Below are 17,921 nucleotides of genomic sequence, written 5' to 3'. Positions count from 1 at the left end.
GGGCGTGGCGAAGGTTCACGGCAGGGCCTCCCAGTCAATCTCAAAGCCCAGGTCAATGTGGTAGGCCTCCACCATCGGCAGTCGAAGCATGGGGAGCCTGAGCTGGTGTTCCAGTTCATCAAGCCGCTCTTCCAGGGTGTCCTCATCGGGCGCGGTCATGACAAACCAGAGGTTGTAGGTGTGCTCCCGGGCGTAGTTGTGATTCACCCCGGGAGCGAGATTCACCCGGGCGGCCACCAGATCGATCTGTTCGTCCGGCACCGCCAGGGCAGCCAGCAGGCTCGCGCCTGCCCGGCTGTGCTCAAAAACCGGTCCGACCCGGCTGAGAACCTGGCTGTCCTGGAGTGACTGAAGTCGTTCAATGACCTCCTCTTCGGCGATGCCCAGCTGTCGGGACATGGCCTGGTAGGGCCTGTCACAGACGGGCAGGTCCCGCTGGTAAAGGTTGATCAGTTGTTTGTCAGTGGTATCCAGTCTCATCAGTGCTCTCCCCCGGGCCGGAACCGGTCAGTACACGTCGTACTGGGTGTTGTAGACGTTGAACTTGCCGGTAGGTGTTACCAGTCGTTCGTCCTTGATCACTTTCTTCAGCTTCCGGGTCTTGTCGTCGACAACCACCAGGGCGGATTTCTTGTCCTGGCTGTTCCAGACCGAGAACCACACTTCGTCGCCTTCAACGTTGTACTCCGGCTGCACGACCCGCTTCGGGCCCTCTCCCAGATCGGCCCATTCGGCGATCGGGAGCACGTCATATCCCGCTTCCAGGTTGTTGATGTCGAATACCGCAATGCTCTGGCTCACTGTTTCAGCAGGGTTCAGGGCGGTATCAACCCAGAGGTTGGTGGATTTCGGGTGGGTTTTGATGAACAGTGAGCCGCCGCCCTGGCCATTCAGGGTTCTGACCACTTTCCAGGCCTTGTCCGGGTGACCTTCAGGGTCGGTGCCAATCAGCTGGATGGTTGGGTCGCCCAGATGGCTGGTTGCCCAGACCGGCCCATGCTCCGGATCCACGAAGTTAGCGCCGCGACCGGGGTGGGGAATCTTGCCCACGTCCACCATGGCTTCGAGGTTACGGTCCTGGGAATCCACCACGGCAATCTTGTCTGACTGGTTTGCGGCCGTCAGGAAGTAGCGCATGCTGCTGTCCCAGCCACCATCGTGCAGGAAGCGGGCTGCATCAATATTGGTGATAGAGAGGTTGTCCAGATCCTCATAGTTCACCAGCATGATCTTGCCGGTTTCCTTCACGTTGACGATGAATTCCGGATGCTTGTGGGAGGCCACAATGGCGGCAACCCTGGGCTCCGGGTGATATTCCTGGGTGTCCACGGTCATGCCCCGGGTGCCGACAATTTTCTTTGGCTCCAGGGTTTGTCCGTCCATGATCACGAACTGTGGCGGCCAGTAGGTGCCGGCAATCGCGAGCTTGTCTTCCCAGCCCTTGTACTTGGAGGTTTCCACCGAGCGGGCTTCCATTCCGACCTTGATCTTGGCCACAGTGCCGGGTTCTTCCATCCACAGGTCGATCATGTTGACCAGGGCGTCCCGACCAATAACGAAGACGTAACGGCCGGAAGCCGACATGCGCGAGATATGCACCGCGTAACCGGTATCGATGATATGGGCGATTTCATGGGTCTCGCCGTCAATCAGGGCCACCTGGCCGGCGTCCCGCAGCGTCACACTGAACAGATTCTTGAGGTTGAGGTCGTTCATCGGCTTGGTGGGGCGCTCTTCAGGAGGAACCACCACTTCCCACGTTGCCTTCATATCCTCAAGACTGTATTCCGGGGGCTGTGGCGGTTCGTGCATGATGTACTTCGCCATCAGCTCCACCTCGTCCTCGGTAAAGTCGCCGGAGGTCAGCCAGTTGGGCATGCCTGCCGGCGAGCCATAACTGACAAAGGCCTTCAGGTAGTCGATGCCCCGTTCCTGGGTGATGTCGGGTGTCAGTGGTTTTCCTGTGGCGCCCTTGCGCAGGACGCCGTGGCATCCGGCACAACGCTCAAAGTAGATCTGCTTGGCTTTTTGAAATTCCGCGTCGGTCAGGTCCGGTGCACCGGGACTGCGAACCACTTTTGCCGATTCGGGGTCTACGGCACTGGCCGTACCTTTATAGGCTGTGGACGAGGGGTCCGGATCCTTGGGGGCGGCATGAGCTGTCAGTGCGCCGAAGGACGCAACAACCACTGCCAGTGCCAGAGGTTTGAAAAACAGGTTGGTTACTCTCATCAGGTTCTCTCCTTGGATTTAAGAGTGCCTCTAGGTTTCTCTTCTTTAACCTGATGAACATTGATTAATGTCATATGTATGATTTTTGTCTGGCGTCTACCCAAACAGGGGTATGCACAAAGAATTCTGGCATTACAGTTTCCTTTTAACCAATATCAAGGATGGGGTTTATAAGGGGCGTCACGATGTCGGTAACACTGGGGAGGACGGGGCGTTTGAACACTTTCTGGCTGGAAGTACAAAAGCGAAAGCTAGTTGCCATTGCGCTGTTTTTCGGGCTACTCGCAGCCCCCGGAACACTTCTTGGCAGCGACGGCAGTGACCAGCCTGTTGATGAGCCCTATCTGTCCAACCTGGTCGTTCAGGACTGCGGTTCCTGCCACGGCCTGACTCTTCGTGGTGGTCTCGGCCCGCCATTACGGCCGGAGAACCTCGACCATCTGCCAGTCGACGCCATCGCAGCGATTATCCGCGAAGGTGTTCCGGGCTCCGCCATGCCGCCCTGGAAGCCCCTGCTGGCTCCTGAGGAAATTCACTGGATCAGCCGGCAACTGAAATCCGGAGCGCTGATTTCGCCCTGAGGGGCGACCTGGAGGAATAATCAATCATGGAGCTGACATTCAAGGTGCCCGCTAATCTGATACTTGCTGTGCTTTTGGTTGTGGGCCTGAGTGGCTGCCAGAGCCTTTCCGGAACAGATGCCCGGCCTGAACTCATGGGCACCGGCGACCTTGGTCTGATCGTCGAGCGGGCGACCGGGTCGGTGCTGGTTATCAATACCACCCGTCATGAGGTACTGGGGCGTATCGAGGGGCTGGGAGACCTTTCCCATGCTTCAGTAGTCTATTCCCGGGATGCCCGTTACGGCTTCGTGTTCGGTCGGGATGGTGGCCTTACCAAGGTGGACCTTTTGACCCGATCCGTTGTTGCCCGTGTTATTCAGTCCGGTAACAGTATCGGTGGTGCCATCTCCCAAAACGGTCGCTACGTGGCAGTGTCCAATTATGAGCCGGGCGGAGTGAAGGTATTCGACAGCCAGACTCTGGAGCTGGTGGCAGATGTACCCGCCATTTTCACCAGCGGAGATGGCGAGCAGGGCCAGTCCAAAACCGTCGGCCTGGTGGATGCCCCGGGGAACCTGTTTGTGTTCAGTCTGTTCGAGGCCGGCGAGATCTGGACTCTGGACATGAGCAATGACACGGCGGAAATTACTCGTTTTCAGGCGGGCAAATCACCCTACGACGCCCTGATCACCCCGGACGGTCGTTACTACATCGCCGGCCTGTTCGGTGAGGACGGGCTGTCACTGCTGGATCTCTGGAATCCGGACCAGGGAGTGACGGAAATTCTGGGAAATTACGGCCGGGGTGAGCAGCAACTGCCAGTTTATAAGATGCCTCACCTGGAAGGCTGGGCCATCGCCGATGGACGCGCTTTCGTTCCCGCGGTTGGTCACCATCAGGTGCTCGTGGCTGATATGAACGATTGGTCGCTGACCGACCGGATTCCTGTGCAGGGCCAACCGGTGTTCGTGATGGCCAGCCCCGATAATCGCAGGATCTGGGTAAGCTTTGCCCATCCCCAGAACGATGTGATACAGGTAATTGATTCACAAAGCCGGGAAATTATCCGCACTCTGGAGCCGGGCGAGGCAGTATTGCACATGGAGTTCGCGCCCCGGGGCGAGGAGGTTTGGGTGTCCGCCCGGGACAGCAACCGGGTAACTGTTTATAACACCCGCACACTGGAGCCGGTGGCACAGATCAGCGCGGAAAAGCCCAGTGGTATTTTCTTCACCAGCCGGGCTCATGCACTCGGTTTGTAAGCCAGGGCTGGCGCTCTGTATCGTGGTGCTGGCGGGTATCCTGTCAGGCGCGCACGCCAGTGCCGACGAAACCCCGGTTCAGATCGGGATTGAGCCGGCGGCCAATGTCACCGGCGTGGCAGCCCGCTACCGGTTGATGCAGTTTCTCCGGGCTCAGGGATGCAATGCGGATATCCGGCTCGACGTCACAGCATCGGACCTGGCGCTGGCGTTTGTTACGGGCACTCCGGATGATTTCGCAGCGGCGCCGGTGCTGGCAGCGGTGAACCGTAATGGCCATCTTCCGGTCCCGGTTTGGGTGACGCGAAGACCGGCGGGTGTGAGAAGCATTAGTGAGCTGCACGGGCGTGACCTCGCAACGGTTGCGGGCAGGGACCCCTTGGGCGCGGATCTGCCACTGGCCGCTCTGAAGAATGAAGGCGTTACGCCGGAGCCCGGGCAGTTCTATGAAGCCGGTGACTTCAGTTCAGCGCTGGGTTTATTGCTGCACAACAACACCCACGCTGCCGTTTCGGAGCTGGGGTTTATTAAGCCTTTTCTGGCCAGGAACAGCCTGGTGGTGAGCTGGCACGGTGAGCCGGTCAACGCTGCCGGCTGGTACCGCCAGGCTGGCTGGGGCAGGGCAGTCACGGCCTGTGAAAAGGCATTGGTCAGAACACAGCGGGCAGACGATCCCCAGATGTTCAGGATCTTCCCCGAATGGGTATATGGCTTTGCCGTGCCCAACAGTCAGTATTCAGAGGATGTAACTCAATGACGTTTTACCAACCGGTTGGCAACGAGATTGGATTGTTTCAAGCCGCCGCAGATAACGGCCTTCCCGTTCTCATCAAGGGCCCGACCGGCTGCGGCAAGACCCGCTTTGTCCGTTTCATGGCGGAAAAACTCGGGCGCCCGGTTTACACCGTAGCCTGCCATGACGATCTTACCGCTGCTGACCTCGTGGGCCGACACCTGATAGGTCCTGATGGAACCTACTGGCAGGACGGGCCTTTGACACGGGCGGTTCGCGAAGGCGGTATCTGCTACCTTGATGAGGTGGTGGAAGCCCGCAAGGACACCACCGTGGTTCTGCACCCGCTGGCGGACGATCGTCGGGAATTGCCGATTGAGCGAACCGGCGAGGTGCTGACAGCGGCGCCCGGGTTCATGCTTGTGGTGTCGTACAATCCCGGCTATCAGAGCCTTCTGAAGGGCATGAAACCCAGCACCCGTCAGCGCTTTGTATCTCTGAGTTTCGATTACCCCGAGGCGGCCGCCGAACAGGCCATCGTGATCGAGGAATCCGGTTCCGACCGGGAAATGGCGGAACAACTGGTTAATCTCGCCCGCTCCATTCGTAACCTGAAGGACCATGATCTGGAGGAGGCGGCATCGACACGTCTTCTGATTCACACCGCTCACCTGGTTCGCGCCGGTGTGCCGGTTACTGAGGCTTGTCGGGCCGGAATGATAGAGCCGTTGACCGATGACGAAGCAACCGTCAGCGCACTTATGGAGGTGGTGTATGCCGTATTCCGGAAGTCAGATGAAAACCAGTAGCGGTGCTGTGGTGCCTGTCGCCTGGTATCTGTTGAATCTGTTGTTACTGCCGTTTGTCGGGTTTGCTGCTTTGCTCTGGGTCTATCTCCGTTCGGAGAATGCGTCCTCCTTGCGGAAGCTGCATGCCAAAGCGGCGGTCTGCATGTCGTTACTGGGAGCGGCGCTTATAGGGGGCGGCGTGGCTGTGTTCTGGCTGGTATTCGGCAACACCGGTAACTTCTGGATCAGTGCTATTGTCTGGTCCATCGTTCTGCACACTTCGTTTGTACTTTGGGGAATGATTGCGCTGGCCCAGGCGATCGGCGATAAGCCGCCGTACTTTCCGCGACGTTTTTGCTGAATTTGTTAGCTTAGGTGGAAGTCGTGGTCGGGGCAGGCTTGTCAGTGGATTCCGCGGATTGCTGCCAAGGCAGCGACAATGACTGCGGCCCAGCCTTGCGAAGCTAGTCTCCAGCCCCAAGGTGCGTGTCGCATTTCCATGAAATGATCGACCAGCAGCACGGCTTTCACGAGTATCAGCGCAAACGCCAGCCACACCAGAACGGAAGCATCAGCGCCTGCCTGCATGGCAATCACTGGCGTCATGGTGCAAACCATCAATGCGATGTAGACAGCAAGCATCGGGCCTCCTCAGGCAAGAACGTACAGCATCGGGAACAACACCAGCCACACCAGATCGACCATATGCCAATAGGAGGCACCGGACTCCATGCCGTTCATGTCGTCACCGTTGTAGTCTCCGTTTTTCACCTTTACCGCCAGAACCACCAGGATTATCTGGCCCAGTAGTACGTGCATGAAGTGGAAGAAGGTGAGGAAGAAATAGAACATGAAAAAGGTGTCGGTACCCAGGTTGTAGCCTTTGCCATAAAGGTCCACGTATTCCCAGACCTTGCCGAAGCTGTAGATGCACGAAGCCGCAATTGCTGCCCACAGTAGCGGTGCGACACCGGCCTGGCGGTAGCGCAGGCGGTGGACGGCGACGGCTACCAGGTAGCTGGCAGTGATCAAACCGATGGTATTGATCAGGCCGGTCCAGGGATGCAATACCTGCCGGCCAGTATTGAAGGTATCCGGATCAAGGCTGCGGGCAACGCCGAAGCCGATGAACAGGATGCCGAATACTGCCAGTTCCGCGAAAATGAAGAACCAGACAGCGAGATCGCCGGGCAGGTGATGGCGTGTCGGGGCTGATGTCTCCATGAGTGTCAGCGGGTCAGGTTCATGTAGAGTTTGGGTAGTTGCAGGGGCAGCTGGGTCGGGTCCTTGATGACCACGAAATGGTTGCTGCCAAAGACATAGGGCAGGTACTCATTGGCGTCGTCGTCAATGGTGACGCAAAAGGGCGTCAGTCCGGCCTTATGGGCTTCCTGGACAGCCATGCGGGTGTCTTCCACGCCGTAGCGGCCTTCGTACAGATCCAGGTCGTTGGGTTTGCCATCGGTGAGCAGGAGCAGGATTTTCTGGTGTTCGTGGCGCCCCTTCAGCAGGTTTGTTGCCTGGCGGATAGCGGCGCCCATGCGCGTGTAGTAACCCGGTTCCAGTGCCTGTATGCGGCCACGGCTGACGTCGTTGTAAGGCTCGTCGAACGATTTTATGTGGTGAAACCGGATATGGTCCCGTCGACGTGACGAGAATGCGAATATCGCAAAAGGATCGCGGCTGGCCTGGAGTGCTTCGCTGAGTAGCTGTAAGCCATCCCGGGCAATATCGATCACACGCTGGCTGTTGTTGATAAAAGTATCGGTGGACATGGAAATGTCCGCCAGGATCAGGCAGGCCAGATCACGCTGGTTCTGTTTGCAGCGGCGAAACAGCTTCTGGTTGATTTCGCCGGTGCCTTTGCGATGCTGGACTTCCCGCTCCATGCAGGCGTCCAGGTCCAGTTCTTCGCCTTCGGTCTGCCGGCGCTCCCATTGTCGCAGGGGTTTCAGTGCGTGGAACTGGCGGCGTAACCGCATGGCAGACCTGGACAAGTGGTCTGGCAGCCCGGTCGGCATCGAATCCTTGCTCAGCATGGGTTGCAGACAACAGAACTTTTCCCGGTAACTCCTGCTGCGCCAGTCCCATTCCGGCAAGTGAATGCCCGGGCCCAGATACAGGTCGTCGTTTTCTTCCGATGGCAGGTCCAGGTCGAACTTGATGGCGGAAGAGGCTTCCCTGCGGTCCTTGGAGACAGAAATCATGTCCATGTCATCCGCCACTGAGTCGGCGTCGTCTTCCTCTGTGTCGTCACCGGCCCGGTCCACGGGAATGAATTCGCTCCACGAGAACAGGCTTTCCAGGCGAAACAGCATCAGGCCCTGATCTTTATCGAATGCGTCCACCCGCTCGGCGCGGCGGCGCTTGCGCTTCTTCGCGAGGCCGCCAGGCGTTGATGTCAGGTTATCGTCGCCGATGATCTGGCCGGTTACCTTGCCCAAAGCGACAGTAGGATATAGCCAGATCACAACCGGCCAGGGGTCTGATTCTGCCGGCGGCAGTGTCTCTACGCTTCCGGGGAAGATCAGCGCCTGGCGAATGGCCTTCTCGCGGTGACTTTCCGCCGGGGGTAAACTCTCCGGATCCGGACGCCATTGCAGTGTATGGCGCACCAGTCGCTGATAGACCGGTTCCATTCCAGGCCATTTGGCCAGCAGGGCCTGAACCATGGCCTGGTTGCCGGTCAGCCAGTCAGCGTCGGTGAGCTCGCCGTGGGAGGCCAGTGCTGCAAGCCAGAGGTACAGATCCCGATTGACCTGTTTCGAGGGAAACAGCGCCAGGCGTTCCGGCAACCGCAGGCTCTGTTCATCCCGCCAGGCCAGCTCGAATTTTTTGTGGGTACCTGCCAGTTTCTGCAAAAACCGGCGCCGTGTACGGAAATGGCGGGGCTCTGCGGTCACCAGGCTTAATGCCGGGTCACCACCCATGGCACGGAACAACACACCCAGGGTGCGGGCTTCATCCTTGAGATGGACCGCATGCTCCGGGAACTCGCCCATAGCCTGGCGAGTGATGTATTCATGCCATTTGAAGCCTACCCACTCTTCCATTCTAGCTCTCCTTCCATTTCAACTCTTTTTCCATTTCAGACACCCGGATTCAGGCGCTTTTGCGTCGTGGAGATGGGTCAACCTGGCGCACCGGAATCAGCACCGTCTGTTTGCCAGGCTCGCCCGGTTCCCAGCTCAGCAGGGAGCCCTCCGGGTTATCCTTCTGTACCTCCCGGCAAGCGCTGACGCATTGCAGGCATTGGGTACAGGTGAACTTGGCCCGTTTATGGCTTCGGGTTGGCAGGCGCATGGGGCACGCCTCGTCGCAGGCTTTGGTGCAGTCGCGACAGGCGGCGGCGCGCTTGGCGTCAAACGTGACCACCCGGCCTCGACCGTTGGTCATCCAGGCAATGCTTTGCACAACCCCGAAGGCACAGCCGTATTTGCAGAACAGATGCCGGGCAAACAGGAAGTCCAGGGTGAACAGTGATGTAGCCACCACAAGGAAAATCGCCGGATACAGGGTCAGATTGCCAGTGACAAGATCGGTATACAGGGGGATCGGTGGCAACAGGTAAGACAGCATGGCCAGTGCCCAGGAAAAACCGATCAGCGCACATGCCAGTGTCAGCCCGACCCAGTGCAGCGCTTTGCCCCTCCGGCCTTTCCGGAGTGCTTCGTAAAGAGTCGGCCGGCCGGTAATTCGGGTCATCAGATGATTGATGGTTTCCACTACAGAGAAATGCGGGCATAACCAGCCGCAGTATATTCGTCCCCACTTCCAGGCAATCCAGAGCACAAGGGGAACGAGCAGGGTGATTGGCAGCACGAACCAGAACAGGATCTGCCCGGCCACTTCGGCCGGTGAGCTCTGGGTGACCCAGGCCAGTTCGAGATTGAAAGACAGGGGAAATCCGAAAAGTACGAAATGGGTTTCGGTCAGATCATATCGGAAAATGTTGAGGACCGGCGCAAGCAGAAACAGAGCGAAGAAAGCGGTGCGTGTCAGCAATCGTTTCGTCTGAAGGGTGTCTTTTTTCGGGAGCTTCTGCTCATGCACGGTAAACATCCGTTAAGGGTTAGGCAGGCCGGAGCGAATGGCCCCGGCCTGCGAGTGTTACGCGTCCTGCGGAGCAGGGCCGCGGACTTCTTCGGCCGGGGCGGCCTGCCCCTTGATGAAGAAGCTACCAAGGTAAACAATCAGGCCGGCCATGAAGAAGGTACCTGCGACAGTGCGCATCCAGTAAAACAGAGAAATGTTGTCCTGGGTGGCCATGAACGACAGTGCTTCTCCACTTTCCGGAATTCGCTGCAGCCACACCTGCAGTACGCCGGCCGCTGTCAGGAACAGGGTGATGAACACCATGGAAACCGTCATCAGCCAGAATCCCCACATCTCGACGATCTGTGCGGTATTGCTGTTGCCGTAGGGACGGCCGCGAAGAATCGGTACAGCGTAGGAAATAATGGTCAGCACAATCATTACATAGGCGCCGTAGAAGGCCATGTGGCCGTGGGCCGCGGTAATCTGACTGCCGTGCGTGTAATAGTTTACCGGTGCCAGGGTGTGCAGGAAGCCCCACACGCCAGCTCCCAGGAACGCCATCACGGCAGTCCCCATTGCCCACAGCAGGGCAGCCTTGTTGGGGTGATTGCGCCGTCGCCGGTTAATCATGTTAAAGGCGAAGATCACCATCATGAAGAACGGCAGAGGCTCCAGGGCAGAGAATACGGAACCCAGCCACAGCCAGTACTCCGGCGGCCCGATCCAGAAGAAGTGGTGGCCGGTGCCGATGATGCCGGTAATCAGTGCCATGGCAATGATCACGTACAGCCACTTCTCGATAACTTCCCGGTCCACACCGGTCAGTTTGATCAGAACGTAGGCCAGGATGGCACCCATAATCAGTTCCCAGACGCCTTCAACCCAGAGGTGTACCACGAACCACCAGAAGTACTTGTCCTGAGCCAGGTTGCCCGGGTTGTAGAAAGAAAACATCCACAGCACGGCCAGGCCGATAAGGCCGGTAATCAATACAATATTGACGACGGTTTTACGACCCTTCAGGGCTGTCATCATGATGTTGTAGAGAAAACCGACGACCACGAGCGCTATACCGATCTTGGTTATGGTGGGCTGCTCAAGGAACTCCCTACCCATTGTTGGCAGCAGTTTATTCAGTGTGACATCGGCCAGGGTGGCGTAGTCCACAAACAGATAGCCCAGAATGGTCAAGGTGCCGGCCGCCGCGAAAACCCAGAACAGAATCCACGCAAGCAGCGGGCTGTGTAGCTCGGTTTGCGCCTCTTCCGGTACCATGTAATAGGTTGCTCCCATAAAGCCGAACAGCAACCAGACGATCAGCAGGTTGGTATGAACCATGCGCGCGACGTTGAACGGTATTTCCGGAAACAGGAAATCACCGACCACGTACTGAAGGCCCAAAATCAGGCCAAATACTATCTGCCCGACAAAAAGAATCAGGGCAAAAATGAAGTAGGGCATTGCTACCCTTTGCGATTCGTATTTCATGTAGGTTCCCTCAGCCTTCGATGTTGGGCGGCCAGTCGTTATCGTCGATCTTCGATGTCCACTCCAGGAAGGCAGAGAGGTCATCAATCTCTTTATCTGTCAGATTGAAGTTGGGCATTTGCCTGCGCCCCGGCACATTGGTGGGCATGGCGTTCATCCAGGCGTTCATATACGCCCTGAACGTCTCGCTGTCACCACCACCGCGGCGGTCGAATACATTGGCAAGCTCCGGTGCAAAGTACGCACCTTCACCCATCAGGGAGTGGCAACCCACACAGTTGTTGTTCTCCCAGACATGCTTGCCGCGCACCACCTGGTCAGTGAGTTGGTCGCGGTTATCCCGTTCGGGCATTGCCCGAACCTGAGTGTCAAAAGTCAGTGCCAGAAACAACAGGACGAAGAATGCACTTCCCCCCAGATAAATGTTCCTGGCCATGCTTTTGGTAAAGCGCTCGGCCATGGGTCTCTCTCCTTGGTCTTTGTGAAATACCTGACTGCCCTGCTAGGATATAAAGATTCATCCATAATACTGTTGATCATTGTCAAGCATGGCCGGATATTTCACCATTGCGCCAGGGAGTTACCTCCGGAGGGGTAGGTGATAGACTCCCGCACCTATCGCTGGAAGTTTTCCCTTGCCTCATGGAGCCCCGATGGCCGCAGCCCTTGCCCTTTTCTTCAAGCTTATTCCACTTTATGTAACGGTCGCCCTGGGCTGGTTTGCCGGTCGCTATCTTGAGGCCAGCGGCCGTCATATCGCCGGCATCATGCTTTATATCGTGACACCATCGGTGGTGTTCTCAGGGGTGATGGCCGCACCGCTTTCTCCGGAAGTCATCCTGTTGCCCTTTCTGGTATTCGGCATCTCGTCCGTTCTGGGAATTGTGCAGTTAAAGCTGGCAAAGAGGGTGCTCACTGACGGCAGTGCCAACATCATTCCCCTGTGTGTGGGCTCCGGGAATACCGGGTACTTCGGGGTGCCAGTAGCCTTGTTGCTGTTCGGGGAAGAAGGCCTTGGGCTCTACATTGTGTGCATGCTGGGCACCACACTGTTTGAGAACTCCGTGGGTTTCTATCTGGCGGCAAGAGGACGCTACAGCATCAAGGATTCGGTCTGGCGGGTGCTGAAGCTTCCCTCTGTGTACGCCTTCCTGGCGGCGGTTTTCCTGAACCTCGCGGGCATCGGAATTCCGGATATCTTCGTGCCACTGTTCGATAACCTGCGCGGCGCCTACAGCATTCTGGGCATGATGATTATCGGTATGAGCATCACCAGCTTTCGTGGCCTGGCGGGCAATGTCCGTTTCACCGCCCTGGCGTTCTTCGGGAAGTTCGTTGTCTGGCCCTTGGTTGCCATCGTGTTCTGGTGGGTTGATGCAACGCTTCTGGGCATATATGAACCGGCGGTACACAAGGCCATGTTCCTGATCTCAATCACCCCGATTGCCGCCAATACCGTGGTTATCGCCACGTTGCTGGATACTTCGCCAAGGCAGGCCGCGGGCACCGTTTTGCTGACCACGCTGTTCGCCCTGGCTTTTATCCCGGTGATGATTTCGCTGGCGTTCTAGTGTCGGGTTACTAGCGGCTGCTCGAGGGCGTCGCCGTCGGTTCCGCTTCGCTGGCCCTGGCTTCTGCGATATCGCTCCGGGCATGGCGCACCACACTGATACCGGCCGTTATAGCCAGCGTGCCCATGATGGCGGCTACAATCAGGTCTGGCCAGGCTGTCCCGGTGCCGAACACACCAAGGGCGGCTACCATAACAGCGATGTTGCTGATGGCATCGTTGCGGCTGCATAGCCAGACAGACCGCATGTCGGAATCGCCTTCACGGAATTTGAACAGCATGGCGGCCACGCTCATGTTGGCAGCAAGCGCCAGCAGGCCGACGGCTCCCATGGTCAGGGGCTCCGGGGTAATGCCCGCCTGAACCACCCAGACGGCACGGGCCCATACCACCAGGCCAAACACTGTCATGGTGATGCCCTTGACCATGGCTGCGCGACCGCGCCAGAGCATACCCATGGAGAGGACCGTGAGAGACAGAACGTAGTTGGCGCTGTCGCCGAAGAAATCGATGGCATCCGCCATCAGAGAGACCGAGCCGGATGACAGGCTGGCGATGCCTTCCACCACGAACATGGCCAGGTTCACCCACAAGGCAATCCATAACGCTTTACGAAAGCCCGGGGCAGGGGATTTGGGTTCGGGGGCGGAGCAACTGCACGCCATAAAGACCTCCTTGGTTCAGATGATCTTATTGAAAACCCTGTAGTAGCTACAGGGTCAACAGTTGCTGCAGAAATTTTTGAGATTCGTCAGTTCTGGCGAGTCCCATGGGTGCGGGGAACGTGGTTGTGGCGGTCTTCGGGCTCTGGAGTCTCCAGCTCCGTGCTAAGCCCGCCAAGAATGCCGCATTCGCGCACAGTGCGCCCATCGGTACAGGCTTTTTGAAGCTGCTCGAGAGTTTCTTCAAGGCTCGCCAGCTCCTTCAGCCGTTCGCGCACGTGATTCAGATGGCGAGCCAGCAAGGCATCGACTTCGCTGCAATCCGCTTCCGGTTGCTCGGCCAGCCGGATCAGCTCGCGGATCTCGTCCTGGGCCATGTCCAGGTTGCGACAGCGTTTGATAAAGAGAAGGCGTTCCAGATGGGCGTTGCGATACGAGCGGTAGCCGCTGGCGTCCCTGTCCGGTTCCGGTAGCAAACCGATTTTTTCATAGTAGCGGATGGTTTCAACAGGAATGGCCGTTGTCTTTGCGAGTTCACCGATCTTCACTGCCTGATACCCCCGGTAGTACCCGGAAAATGGACCGTTGCCTTGAATCCTCCGGTCGAGCCGGAGCTGAAATTCAGGGTACCACCATAGCGGTCTGTAATCTCCCGCACGATGGCCAGCCCCAGGCCATGCCCCGGCGTTTGTTCATCCAGACGCAGCCCGCGGGTGCCGAGGGTGTCCAGCGCGTCGGGAGGAATTCCGGGGCCATCGTCCTCAACGGTGATGGCAAATCCTTTCCCATCCTCGTGCAGACCAAGTTCCACGAACCTGGCGGACCACTTGCCGGCATTGTCCAGAAGGTTGCCCAGAACCTCATTCAAGTCGTGCTCTTCGATGGGCCAGCGGCGACGCTTCTCTGGCGGAGGAGGTGGTATCCACGCTGAATCCCGCCTTTCCAGTTGGCTGGTCAGCCCGTCCGCAAGCAGCCGGTCATCTTCGACGAGCAGTAAACGCATGTGTGTCCCCTTGCTGCAGGTATGGCAGACCGTGGGCGATTTCTTCGCGGAGTCTGGCGAGAAAGGTTTCATGGCAGCGTTGCGGGATCGGATGATGTGGGGCGATATGCGCATGATGAAAGCGGATATCGAAGATGTGCAGGGTTTCACCGCGCTGATCAACGGCATCAAGTATGAGGACGCCGATCCCATCGTCCTGCAGTATGGCGAGCGGGTCCGCTTCAAGTTCGTCAACGAAAATTTCGGCTCCGCGACTTCCTGAGGCCCTTGTGCGCTCGAAGATTGAGCGGCAACCATCTCGGCCTCCGCGTCGGCGGCGGCTTCCTCGGCCAGCTGTTCCTTGATTTCACCCATTTCGGTCAATCCCAGCAAGCGACCGGCTCCGGTCGGATCGAGCGCGTACTCCGCGGGCATCACAACGGTAACCAGCAGTACCAGCGCCCCTTGTCGCCCTGGGCGACGGCATGGGCCAACGCATCCGCGCTGAGACCGAGCAGGCCCAGTGTCAGGAATATCCAGAAAAAACGGTTTCCGCCGGCAGCAACCCGCGCCCAGTGGCGAGGTTTGCCAAGCAAAGTTGACAGCATAGTAACTCCGTAGAATGGGTTCTCGTTCAGCTGCTAAGGCAGCATTGCTCAGACAATCCTGTAGAGCTTCGGCGGGCGGTCGAGCCGGTAACGAAAACTGCGGGGATTCTCTCCAGCAAAGGGAACAGGGCGCCGGAGTGAAGGTGTCAGGTTGGAGAATACCGGCATTTTCAACCGGTCTGCAGACTCGTGGGAGTGGTTGCCAGAGTCATGATGAGAGTGGCGGTCTTGATGGTCGTAATCATAAAAACCAGCTTTCGAACAAAGGCTCTGCGCGTGCACTAACCCGCAAGAGGGTATTGGAATAGTTTGTGAAGAGAGAATACCATTTCGGTTCGGTTTTGCAGGAATTAAAACAAATAAATGTTTCCTGGCCAGAGGAAGTGTAAATGACATGGCTTATTACCAAATACGCGATAACCGCCGCGCTGGTGGTCCTGATCTCTGAGGTTGCCAAGCGCAGTGACAAACTGGGTGCATTGATTGCAGCCCTGCCCCTGGTAACCGTGCTGGCGATGATCTGGCTTTACGTTGAGCAGCAACCCCCAGAAAAAATCAGTAATCACGCCTGGTATACCTTCTGGTATGTGCTGCCCACCTCAGATGACACAGATCAACATGCGTGGACTTAAACGGATTACGCAGTCCTTTTTCAGCCTCAATTCAGTTTCATGGTCCTTACTGATGGTGATGCACAATGTTGCAGCCAATAAGGAGGATCTCATGAACAGATTAGGTCGTTTCGTTGCGTGTTCCGTGTTCGTCGCCTTGCCTGCCTTTGCTTTTGCTCAGGACAACTCCGGGCAAATGCCAGGTGCTGGCATGATGAATCAGGAACAAGTGCAGCAGATGAATGAAAACATGGCACGCATGCAGGCCATGATGCAGGAAATGCGAAACGCCGACTCCAACGCTGAACGCCAGAGACTGCGCGAGCAACACATGGAATACATGCAGGAGCACATGCAGATGATGCGTGGCGGCATGATGGGCCCCGGGATGATGGGCCAGGGCATGATGGGCAATGGTCAGGGAATGATGGGTAATGGCCAGGGCATGATGAACAACCAGGGCATGATGAACAATCAAGGCCAGGGTAAAAAGCAGTCTGGCCATGCCCAGGGCAACCGTTCTGGTGGTCCGGGGATGGACAACGAGCAGCGCCTGGAAATGATGGAAAACCGGATGAACCAGATGCAGATGATGATGGAGCAAATGCTGGAGCATCAGCGGCAACTGAACCGCAACTGATGCGGGTAAGCGGTCTAGTCGAACAGTGACAGCTGATCGGATTGCTGCTTCGATGGCACGCGGGGGCGTTTCTGAACAGGTCCCTTGCGACTGCCGTGTCGTAGCAGCACCCGATCTGTTTCTGTCTTGCTAACACGCTGCTTGCGAAAGTCGCCAACCGCCTTACGGGCAACCCGGGCCGCCTGTTCATGATCGCACACCGGCGAGATGTAGGTGTTGCCGCCGTAACGCTCTTTCTGGGCCGGTGTCATTAACCAGGGGGTGTGGATCATTTCACTGGGCACGCCAGCCAGCTCGGGTATCCAGCGCCGGATGAACTCGCCATCGGGGTCCAGTTTCCGGCTTTGCAACACCGGGTTGTAGATTCGTAGGGCATTGATGCCGGTCAGGCCGGACTGCATCTGGGTCTGGGAGTAGTGAATGCCAGGCTCAAAATCGGTAAACAGCCGGGCCAGGTGAAGGGCGGGATCGCGCCAGTGCAGCCACAGCTGATAACTGGCGATTGCCATCAGCATGGCCCGCATCCGGAAGTTGATCCAGCCCGAATGATTAAGTGCACGCATGCTGGCATCCACCAGGGGCCAGCCCGTCTGGCCTTCCTGCCAACGCTGCAGGCGTTCGGTATCATTGGGCCCGGTTTTTAGCGCCTCCATTTCCCGGTGCATGGCCCGGAATTCCAGCTCCGGTTCGTCCTCCAGTTTCTGGATGAAATGGCAGTGCCAGTGCAATCGCGACCGGAAACTGGTCAGGCTTTTCTTTTTCCGGGGCAGGGTGTTGCGGTGATTGCCGGTGGCCTTGGCCTCCTGGTAAATCTCCCGCAGGCTGACGGTGCCGTAGGCAATGTGCGGGCTGAGGCGCGAGCAGGCCCTGACCGCAGTATTCGGGCTGGAGATGTTGTACTGGTAGCCGACGCAGCGGCGGTCGAGGAAAGAAGCGAGCAGTTTTTCTCCTCGGGTGCTGCCTCCGGCCTGACGGTCCGGGCAGCTATCAGGCAGTGTGAAGTCCCGGCTGTCGTAGCCACTGGCATCGCCCTCGATGCCTTTCATTTCCGGTATTCTTGCTGGGGCCTCTAGCAACGGCTGACGCATCAGCTCGGTCCAGGCTCTGTCCCAGACATTCCGGTCGCCCAAGCGGCGAACCACACCGAACTGGTTCCACTCGCGGAATTCCACCTGGTTTTCCGAGCACCAGCCAATGACTGCCTTGTCTCGCTCGAAGGTCCAGTGCCCGCCGGTTTCCTGGTGGCAGAACACGCGTTTGACGTCTTGCCTGGCCTGAAGCTGTTTCAGCGTATCAATCACCGACCCTCTCATCACCAGGAGCCGGCTGCCGGCCTTTCGCAACTGCCGGTCAAGATCGTCCAGGGAGTCTCTGATAAACGCCCATTGACGGCCGCTGGTGTCCGGCAGTTGCCAGTATTCGTCCTCGATCACATACAGCGGTATGACCGGTTCGCCCAGGCTGGCCGCTGCCACCAGGGGGGCATGATCCCGGGTACGCAGGTCGCGCTTGAACCACACCACGGTGGTCATGAGAGTGCGTTCCGCTCGCGCCGGCAACGTTCGCTGCAGTAGCGAACATTTTCCCAGTCCTTCGCCCATTTTTTGCGCCAGGCAAACGGGCGCTGGCAGACCGGGCAGGTTTTCTCCGGGAGATTGAGTTTCTTATGGGGCACCAGTGTCTTCCATTCGGGATGTAGGGCTTTCTACGTCTGCTCCGCAGGGCGGGATCAGCGCCCGAGGCG

The 17,921-nt window shown here is 57.9% G+C and carries 21 protein-coding genes and 2 pseudogenes; 9 read left to right on the top strand and 14 right to left on the bottom strand.

What is annotated here, in order from left to right; translation table 11 throughout:
- Positions 1-15: 15 nt before the first annotated feature.
- Both AC13E3_RS08000 and AC13E3_RS07995 read right to left on the bottom strand, forming a co-directional pair.
- Positions 16-480 (bottom strand): AsnC family transcriptional regulator, encoded by a 465-nt coding sequence (locus tag AC13E3_RS08000; protein WP_117618289.1) that lies wholly within the window; start codon positions 478-480, stop codon positions 16-18.
- Between the two features lie 27 nt (positions 481-507).
- On the bottom strand, positions 508-2,232 hold the full coding sequence (locus AC13E3_RS07995; RefSeq protein WP_482901891.1) for a cytochrome D1 domain-containing protein: 1,725 nt from the start codon (positions 2,230-2,232) through the stop codon (positions 508-510).
- Between the two features lie 185 nt (positions 2,233-2,417).
- On the opposite strand from AC13E3_RS07995, the gene AC13E3_RS07990 reads away from it, so the two are divergent.
- Genes AC13E3_RS07990 through AC13E3_RS07970 form a run of 5 tightly spaced genes read left to right on the top strand, consistent with a single transcriptional unit; the run spans position 2,418 to position 5,939 of the window.
- Positions 2,418-2,813 carry a c-type cytochrome gene (locus AC13E3_RS07990; RefSeq protein WP_482901890.1) on the top strand — a complete coding sequence of 132 codons (396 nt, stop codon included), beginning with the start codon at positions 2,418-2,420 and terminating at the stop codon, positions 2,811-2,813.
- Positions 2,814-2,839: 26 nt separating this feature from the next.
- Positions 2,840-4,057 (top strand): cytochrome D1 domain-containing protein, encoded by a 1,218-nt coding sequence (locus AC13E3_RS07985; RefSeq protein ID WP_286810400.1) that lies wholly within the window; start codon positions 2,840-2,842, stop codon positions 4,055-4,057.
- Positions 4,041-4,814, top strand: a complete 774-nt coding sequence (locus AC13E3_RS07980; protein WP_286810399.1) for a hypothetical protein — start codon at positions 4,041-4,043, stop codon at positions 4,812-4,814. The genes AC13E3_RS07985 and AC13E3_RS07980 overlap by 17 nt, the downstream gene beginning before the upstream one ends.
- Positions 4,811-5,599, top strand: a complete 789-nt coding sequence (locus tag AC13E3_RS07975) for a CbbQ/NirQ/NorQ/GpvN family protein (protein WP_286810398.1) — start codon at positions 4,811-4,813, stop codon at positions 5,597-5,599. Before AC13E3_RS07980 ends, AC13E3_RS07975 begins: the two co-directional genes overlap by 4 nt.
- On the top strand, positions 5,586-5,939 hold the full coding sequence (locus tag AC13E3_RS07970) for a hypothetical protein (RefSeq protein WP_286810396.1): 354 nt from the start codon (positions 5,586-5,588) through the stop codon (positions 5,937-5,939). The genes AC13E3_RS07975 and AC13E3_RS07970 overlap by 14 nt, the downstream gene beginning before the upstream one ends.
- Positions 5,940-5,980: 41 nt before the next feature.
- On the opposite strand, the gene AC13E3_RS07965 is transcribed toward AC13E3_RS07970, so the two are convergent.
- From AC13E3_RS07965 to AC13E3_RS07940, 6 genes are read right to left on the bottom strand one after another with little or no spacing between them, the layout of a single operon-like run.
- The gene (locus tag AC13E3_RS07965) at positions 5,981-6,220 is read right to left on the bottom strand and encodes a cytochrome C oxidase subunit IV family protein (protein ID WP_286810394.1); all 240 of its coding nucleotides are present in this window, start codon (positions 6,218-6,220) and stop codon (positions 5,981-5,983) included.
- Between the two features lie 9 nt (positions 6,221-6,229).
- Entirely contained in the window at positions 6,230-6,802 is a 573-nt protein-coding gene (locus tag AC13E3_RS07960; RefSeq protein ID WP_286810392.1) for a cytochrome c oxidase subunit 3, read from the bottom strand.
- Positions 6,803-6,807: 5 nt separating this feature from the next.
- The gene (locus AC13E3_RS07955; RefSeq protein ID WP_338354534.1) at positions 6,808-8,631 is read right to left on the bottom strand and encodes a nitric oxide reductase activation protein NorD; all 1,824 of its coding nucleotides are present in this window, start codon (positions 8,629-8,631) and stop codon (positions 6,808-6,810) included.
- Positions 8,632-8,680: 49 nt separating this feature from the next.
- A complete protein-coding gene (locus AC13E3_RS07950; protein ID WP_482901889.1) occupies positions 8,681-9,631 on the bottom strand; it encodes a 4Fe-4S binding protein in 951 nt (316 codons plus the stop codon).
- Positions 9,632-9,688: 57 nt separating this feature from the next.
- Positions 9,689-11,104, bottom strand: a complete 1,416-nt coding sequence (locus AC13E3_RS07945; protein ID WP_286810387.1) for a cbb3-type cytochrome c oxidase subunit I — start codon at positions 11,102-11,104, stop codon at positions 9,689-9,691.
- A gap of 10 nt (positions 11,105-11,114) precedes the next feature.
- Entirely contained in the window at positions 11,115-11,564 is a 450-nt protein-coding gene (locus AC13E3_RS07940) for a c-type cytochrome (protein ID WP_286810385.1), read from the bottom strand.
- A gap of 193 nt (positions 11,565-11,757) precedes the next feature.
- Between AC13E3_RS07940 and AC13E3_RS07935 the strand changes: the two genes are divergently transcribed.
- A complete protein-coding gene (locus AC13E3_RS07935; RefSeq protein WP_482901888.1) occupies positions 11,758-12,675 on the top strand; it encodes an AEC family transporter in 918 nt (305 codons plus the stop codon).
- A 10-nt stretch (positions 12,676-12,685) separates the two neighbouring features.
- Here AC13E3_RS07935 and AC13E3_RS07930 read toward each other — a convergent pair whose 3' ends face one another.
- The 3 genes and pseudogenes from AC13E3_RS07930 to AC13E3_RS07920 form a co-directional block, all read right to left on the bottom strand.
- On the bottom strand, positions 12,686-13,339 hold the full coding sequence (locus AC13E3_RS07930; protein ID WP_273093596.1) for a cation efflux transmembrane domain-containing protein: 654 nt from the start codon (positions 13,337-13,339) through the stop codon (positions 12,686-12,688).
- Between the two features lie 86 nt (positions 13,340-13,425).
- Positions 13,426-13,884 (bottom strand): Cd(II)/Pb(II)-responsive transcriptional regulator, encoded by a 459-nt coding sequence (gene cadR, locus AC13E3_RS07925; protein WP_482901887.1) that lies wholly within the window; start codon positions 13,882-13,884, stop codon positions 13,426-13,428.
- A pseudogene (locus AC13E3_RS07920) lies at positions 13,881-14,228 on the bottom strand (ATP-binding protein); the annotation flags it as partial. The gene cadR and the pseudogene AC13E3_RS07920, both read right to left, overlap by 4 nt.
- 109 nt (positions 14,229-14,337) lie before the next feature.
- Here AC13E3_RS07920 and AC13E3_RS07915 point away from each other — a divergent pair.
- A complete protein-coding gene (locus tag AC13E3_RS07915) occupies positions 14,338-14,601 on the top strand; it encodes a hypothetical protein (protein WP_273086070.1) in 264 nt (87 codons plus the stop codon).
- 151 nt (positions 14,602-14,752) lie between these two features.
- Here AC13E3_RS07915 and AC13E3_RS07910 read toward each other — a convergent pair whose 3' ends face one another.
- Complete coding sequence (locus AC13E3_RS07910; protein ID WP_273086068.1) at positions 14,753-14,926, bottom strand: hypothetical protein; 174 nt, start codon at positions 14,924-14,926, stop codon at positions 14,753-14,755.
- Positions 14,927-15,315: 389 nt separating this feature from the next.
- Here AC13E3_RS07910 and AC13E3_RS07905 point away from each other — a divergent pair.
- Positions 15,316-15,525 (top strand): annotated as a pseudogene (locus AC13E3_RS07905) (DUF3147 family protein); the annotation flags it as partial.
- Positions 15,526-15,649: 124 nt separating this feature from the next.
- The gene (locus AC13E3_RS07900; protein WP_039882108.1) at positions 15,650-16,177 is read left to right on the top strand and encodes a hypothetical protein; all 528 of its coding nucleotides are present in this window, start codon (positions 15,650-15,652) and stop codon (positions 16,175-16,177) included.
- A gap of 14 nt (positions 16,178-16,191) precedes the next feature.
- On the opposite strand, the gene AC13E3_RS07895 is transcribed toward AC13E3_RS07900, so the two are convergent.
- Entirely contained in the window at positions 16,192-17,709 is a 1,518-nt protein-coding gene (locus AC13E3_RS07895; RefSeq protein WP_008175436.1) for an FAD-binding domain-containing protein, read from the bottom strand.
- Positions 17,706-17,852, bottom strand: coding sequence for a DUF2256 domain-containing protein (locus AC13E3_RS07890; RefSeq protein ID WP_008175434.1), 147 nt, complete (start codon positions 17,850-17,852; stop codon positions 17,706-17,708). The genes AC13E3_RS07895 and AC13E3_RS07890 overlap by 4 nt, the downstream gene beginning before the upstream one ends.
- Between the last annotated feature and the right edge of the window lie 69 nt (positions 17,853-17,921).

The sequence above is a fragment of the Marinobacter sp. L-80 genome (genome assembly GCF_056859395.1).
The sequence above is the reverse complement of the archived record's forward strand: the minus strand, read 5'-3'. Positions and strand labels throughout refer to the sequence as shown.

Excerpts from the sequence above, each read along its gene's own strand:
- AC13E3_RS07995 (WP_482901891.1), bottom strand. The coding sequence starts at position 2,232 with ATGAGAGTAACCAACCTGTTTTTCAAACCTCTGGCACTGGCAGTGGTT.
- AC13E3_RS07930 (WP_273093596.1), bottom strand. The coding sequence starts at position 13,339 with ATGGCGTGCAGTTGCTCCGCCCCCGAACCCAAATCCCCTGCCCCGGGC.
- AC13E3_RS07915 (WP_273086070.1), top strand. The coding sequence starts at position 14,338 with ATGTGTGTCCCCTTGCTGCAGGTATGGCAGACCGTGGGCGATTTCTTC.
- AC13E3_RS07960 (WP_286810392.1), bottom strand. The coding sequence starts at position 6,802 with ATGGAGACATCAGCCCCGACACGCCATCACCTGCCCGGCGATCTCGCT.
- AC13E3_RS07955 (WP_338354534.1), bottom strand. The coding sequence starts at position 8,631 with ATGGAAGAGTGGGTAGGCTTCAAATGGCATGAATACATCACTCGCCAG.
- AC13E3_RS07945 (WP_286810387.1), bottom strand. The coding sequence starts at position 11,104 with ATGAAATACGAATCGCAAAGGGTAGCAATGCCCTACTTCATTTTTGCC.
- AC13E3_RS07985 (WP_286810400.1), top strand. The coding sequence starts at position 2,840 with ATGGAGCTGACATTCAAGGTGCCCGCTAATCTGATACTTGCTGTGCTT.
- AC13E3_RS07970 (WP_286810396.1), top strand. The coding sequence starts at position 5,586 with ATGAAAACCAGTAGCGGTGCTGTGGTGCCTGTCGCCTGGTATCTGTTG.
- AC13E3_RS07895 (WP_008175436.1), bottom strand. The coding sequence starts at position 17,709 with ATGACCACCGTGGTGTGGTTCAAGCGCGACCTGCGTACCCGGGATCAT.
- AC13E3_RS07990 (WP_482901890.1), top strand. The coding sequence starts at position 2,418 with ATGTCGGTAACACTGGGGAGGACGGGGCGTTTGAACACTTTCTGGCTG.
- AC13E3_RS07935 (WP_482901888.1), top strand. The coding sequence starts at position 11,758 with ATGGCCGCAGCCCTTGCCCTTTTCTTCAAGCTTATTCCACTTTATGTA.
- AC13E3_RS07980 (WP_286810399.1), top strand. The coding sequence starts at position 4,041 with ATGCACTCGGTTTGTAAGCCAGGGCTGGCGCTCTGTATCGTGGTGCTG.
- AC13E3_RS07965 (WP_286810394.1), bottom strand. The coding sequence starts at position 6,220 with ATGCTTGCTGTCTACATCGCATTGATGGTTTGCACCATGACGCCAGTG.
- AC13E3_RS07975 (WP_286810398.1), top strand. The coding sequence starts at position 4,811 with ATGACGTTTTACCAACCGGTTGGCAACGAGATTGGATTGTTTCAAGCC.
- AC13E3_RS07900 (WP_039882108.1), top strand. The coding sequence starts at position 15,650 with ATGAACAGATTAGGTCGTTTCGTTGCGTGTTCCGTGTTCGTCGCCTTG.
- AC13E3_RS07940 (WP_286810385.1), bottom strand. The coding sequence starts at position 11,564 with ATGGCCGAGCGCTTTACCAAAAGCATGGCCAGGAACATTTATCTGGGG.
- AC13E3_RS08000 (WP_117618289.1), bottom strand. The coding sequence starts at position 480 with ATGAGACTGGATACCACTGACAAACAACTGATCAACCTTTACCAGCGG.
- AC13E3_RS07910 (WP_273086068.1), bottom strand. The coding sequence starts at position 14,926 with ATGCTGTCAACTTTGCTTGGCAAACCTCGCCACTGGGCGCGGGTTGCT.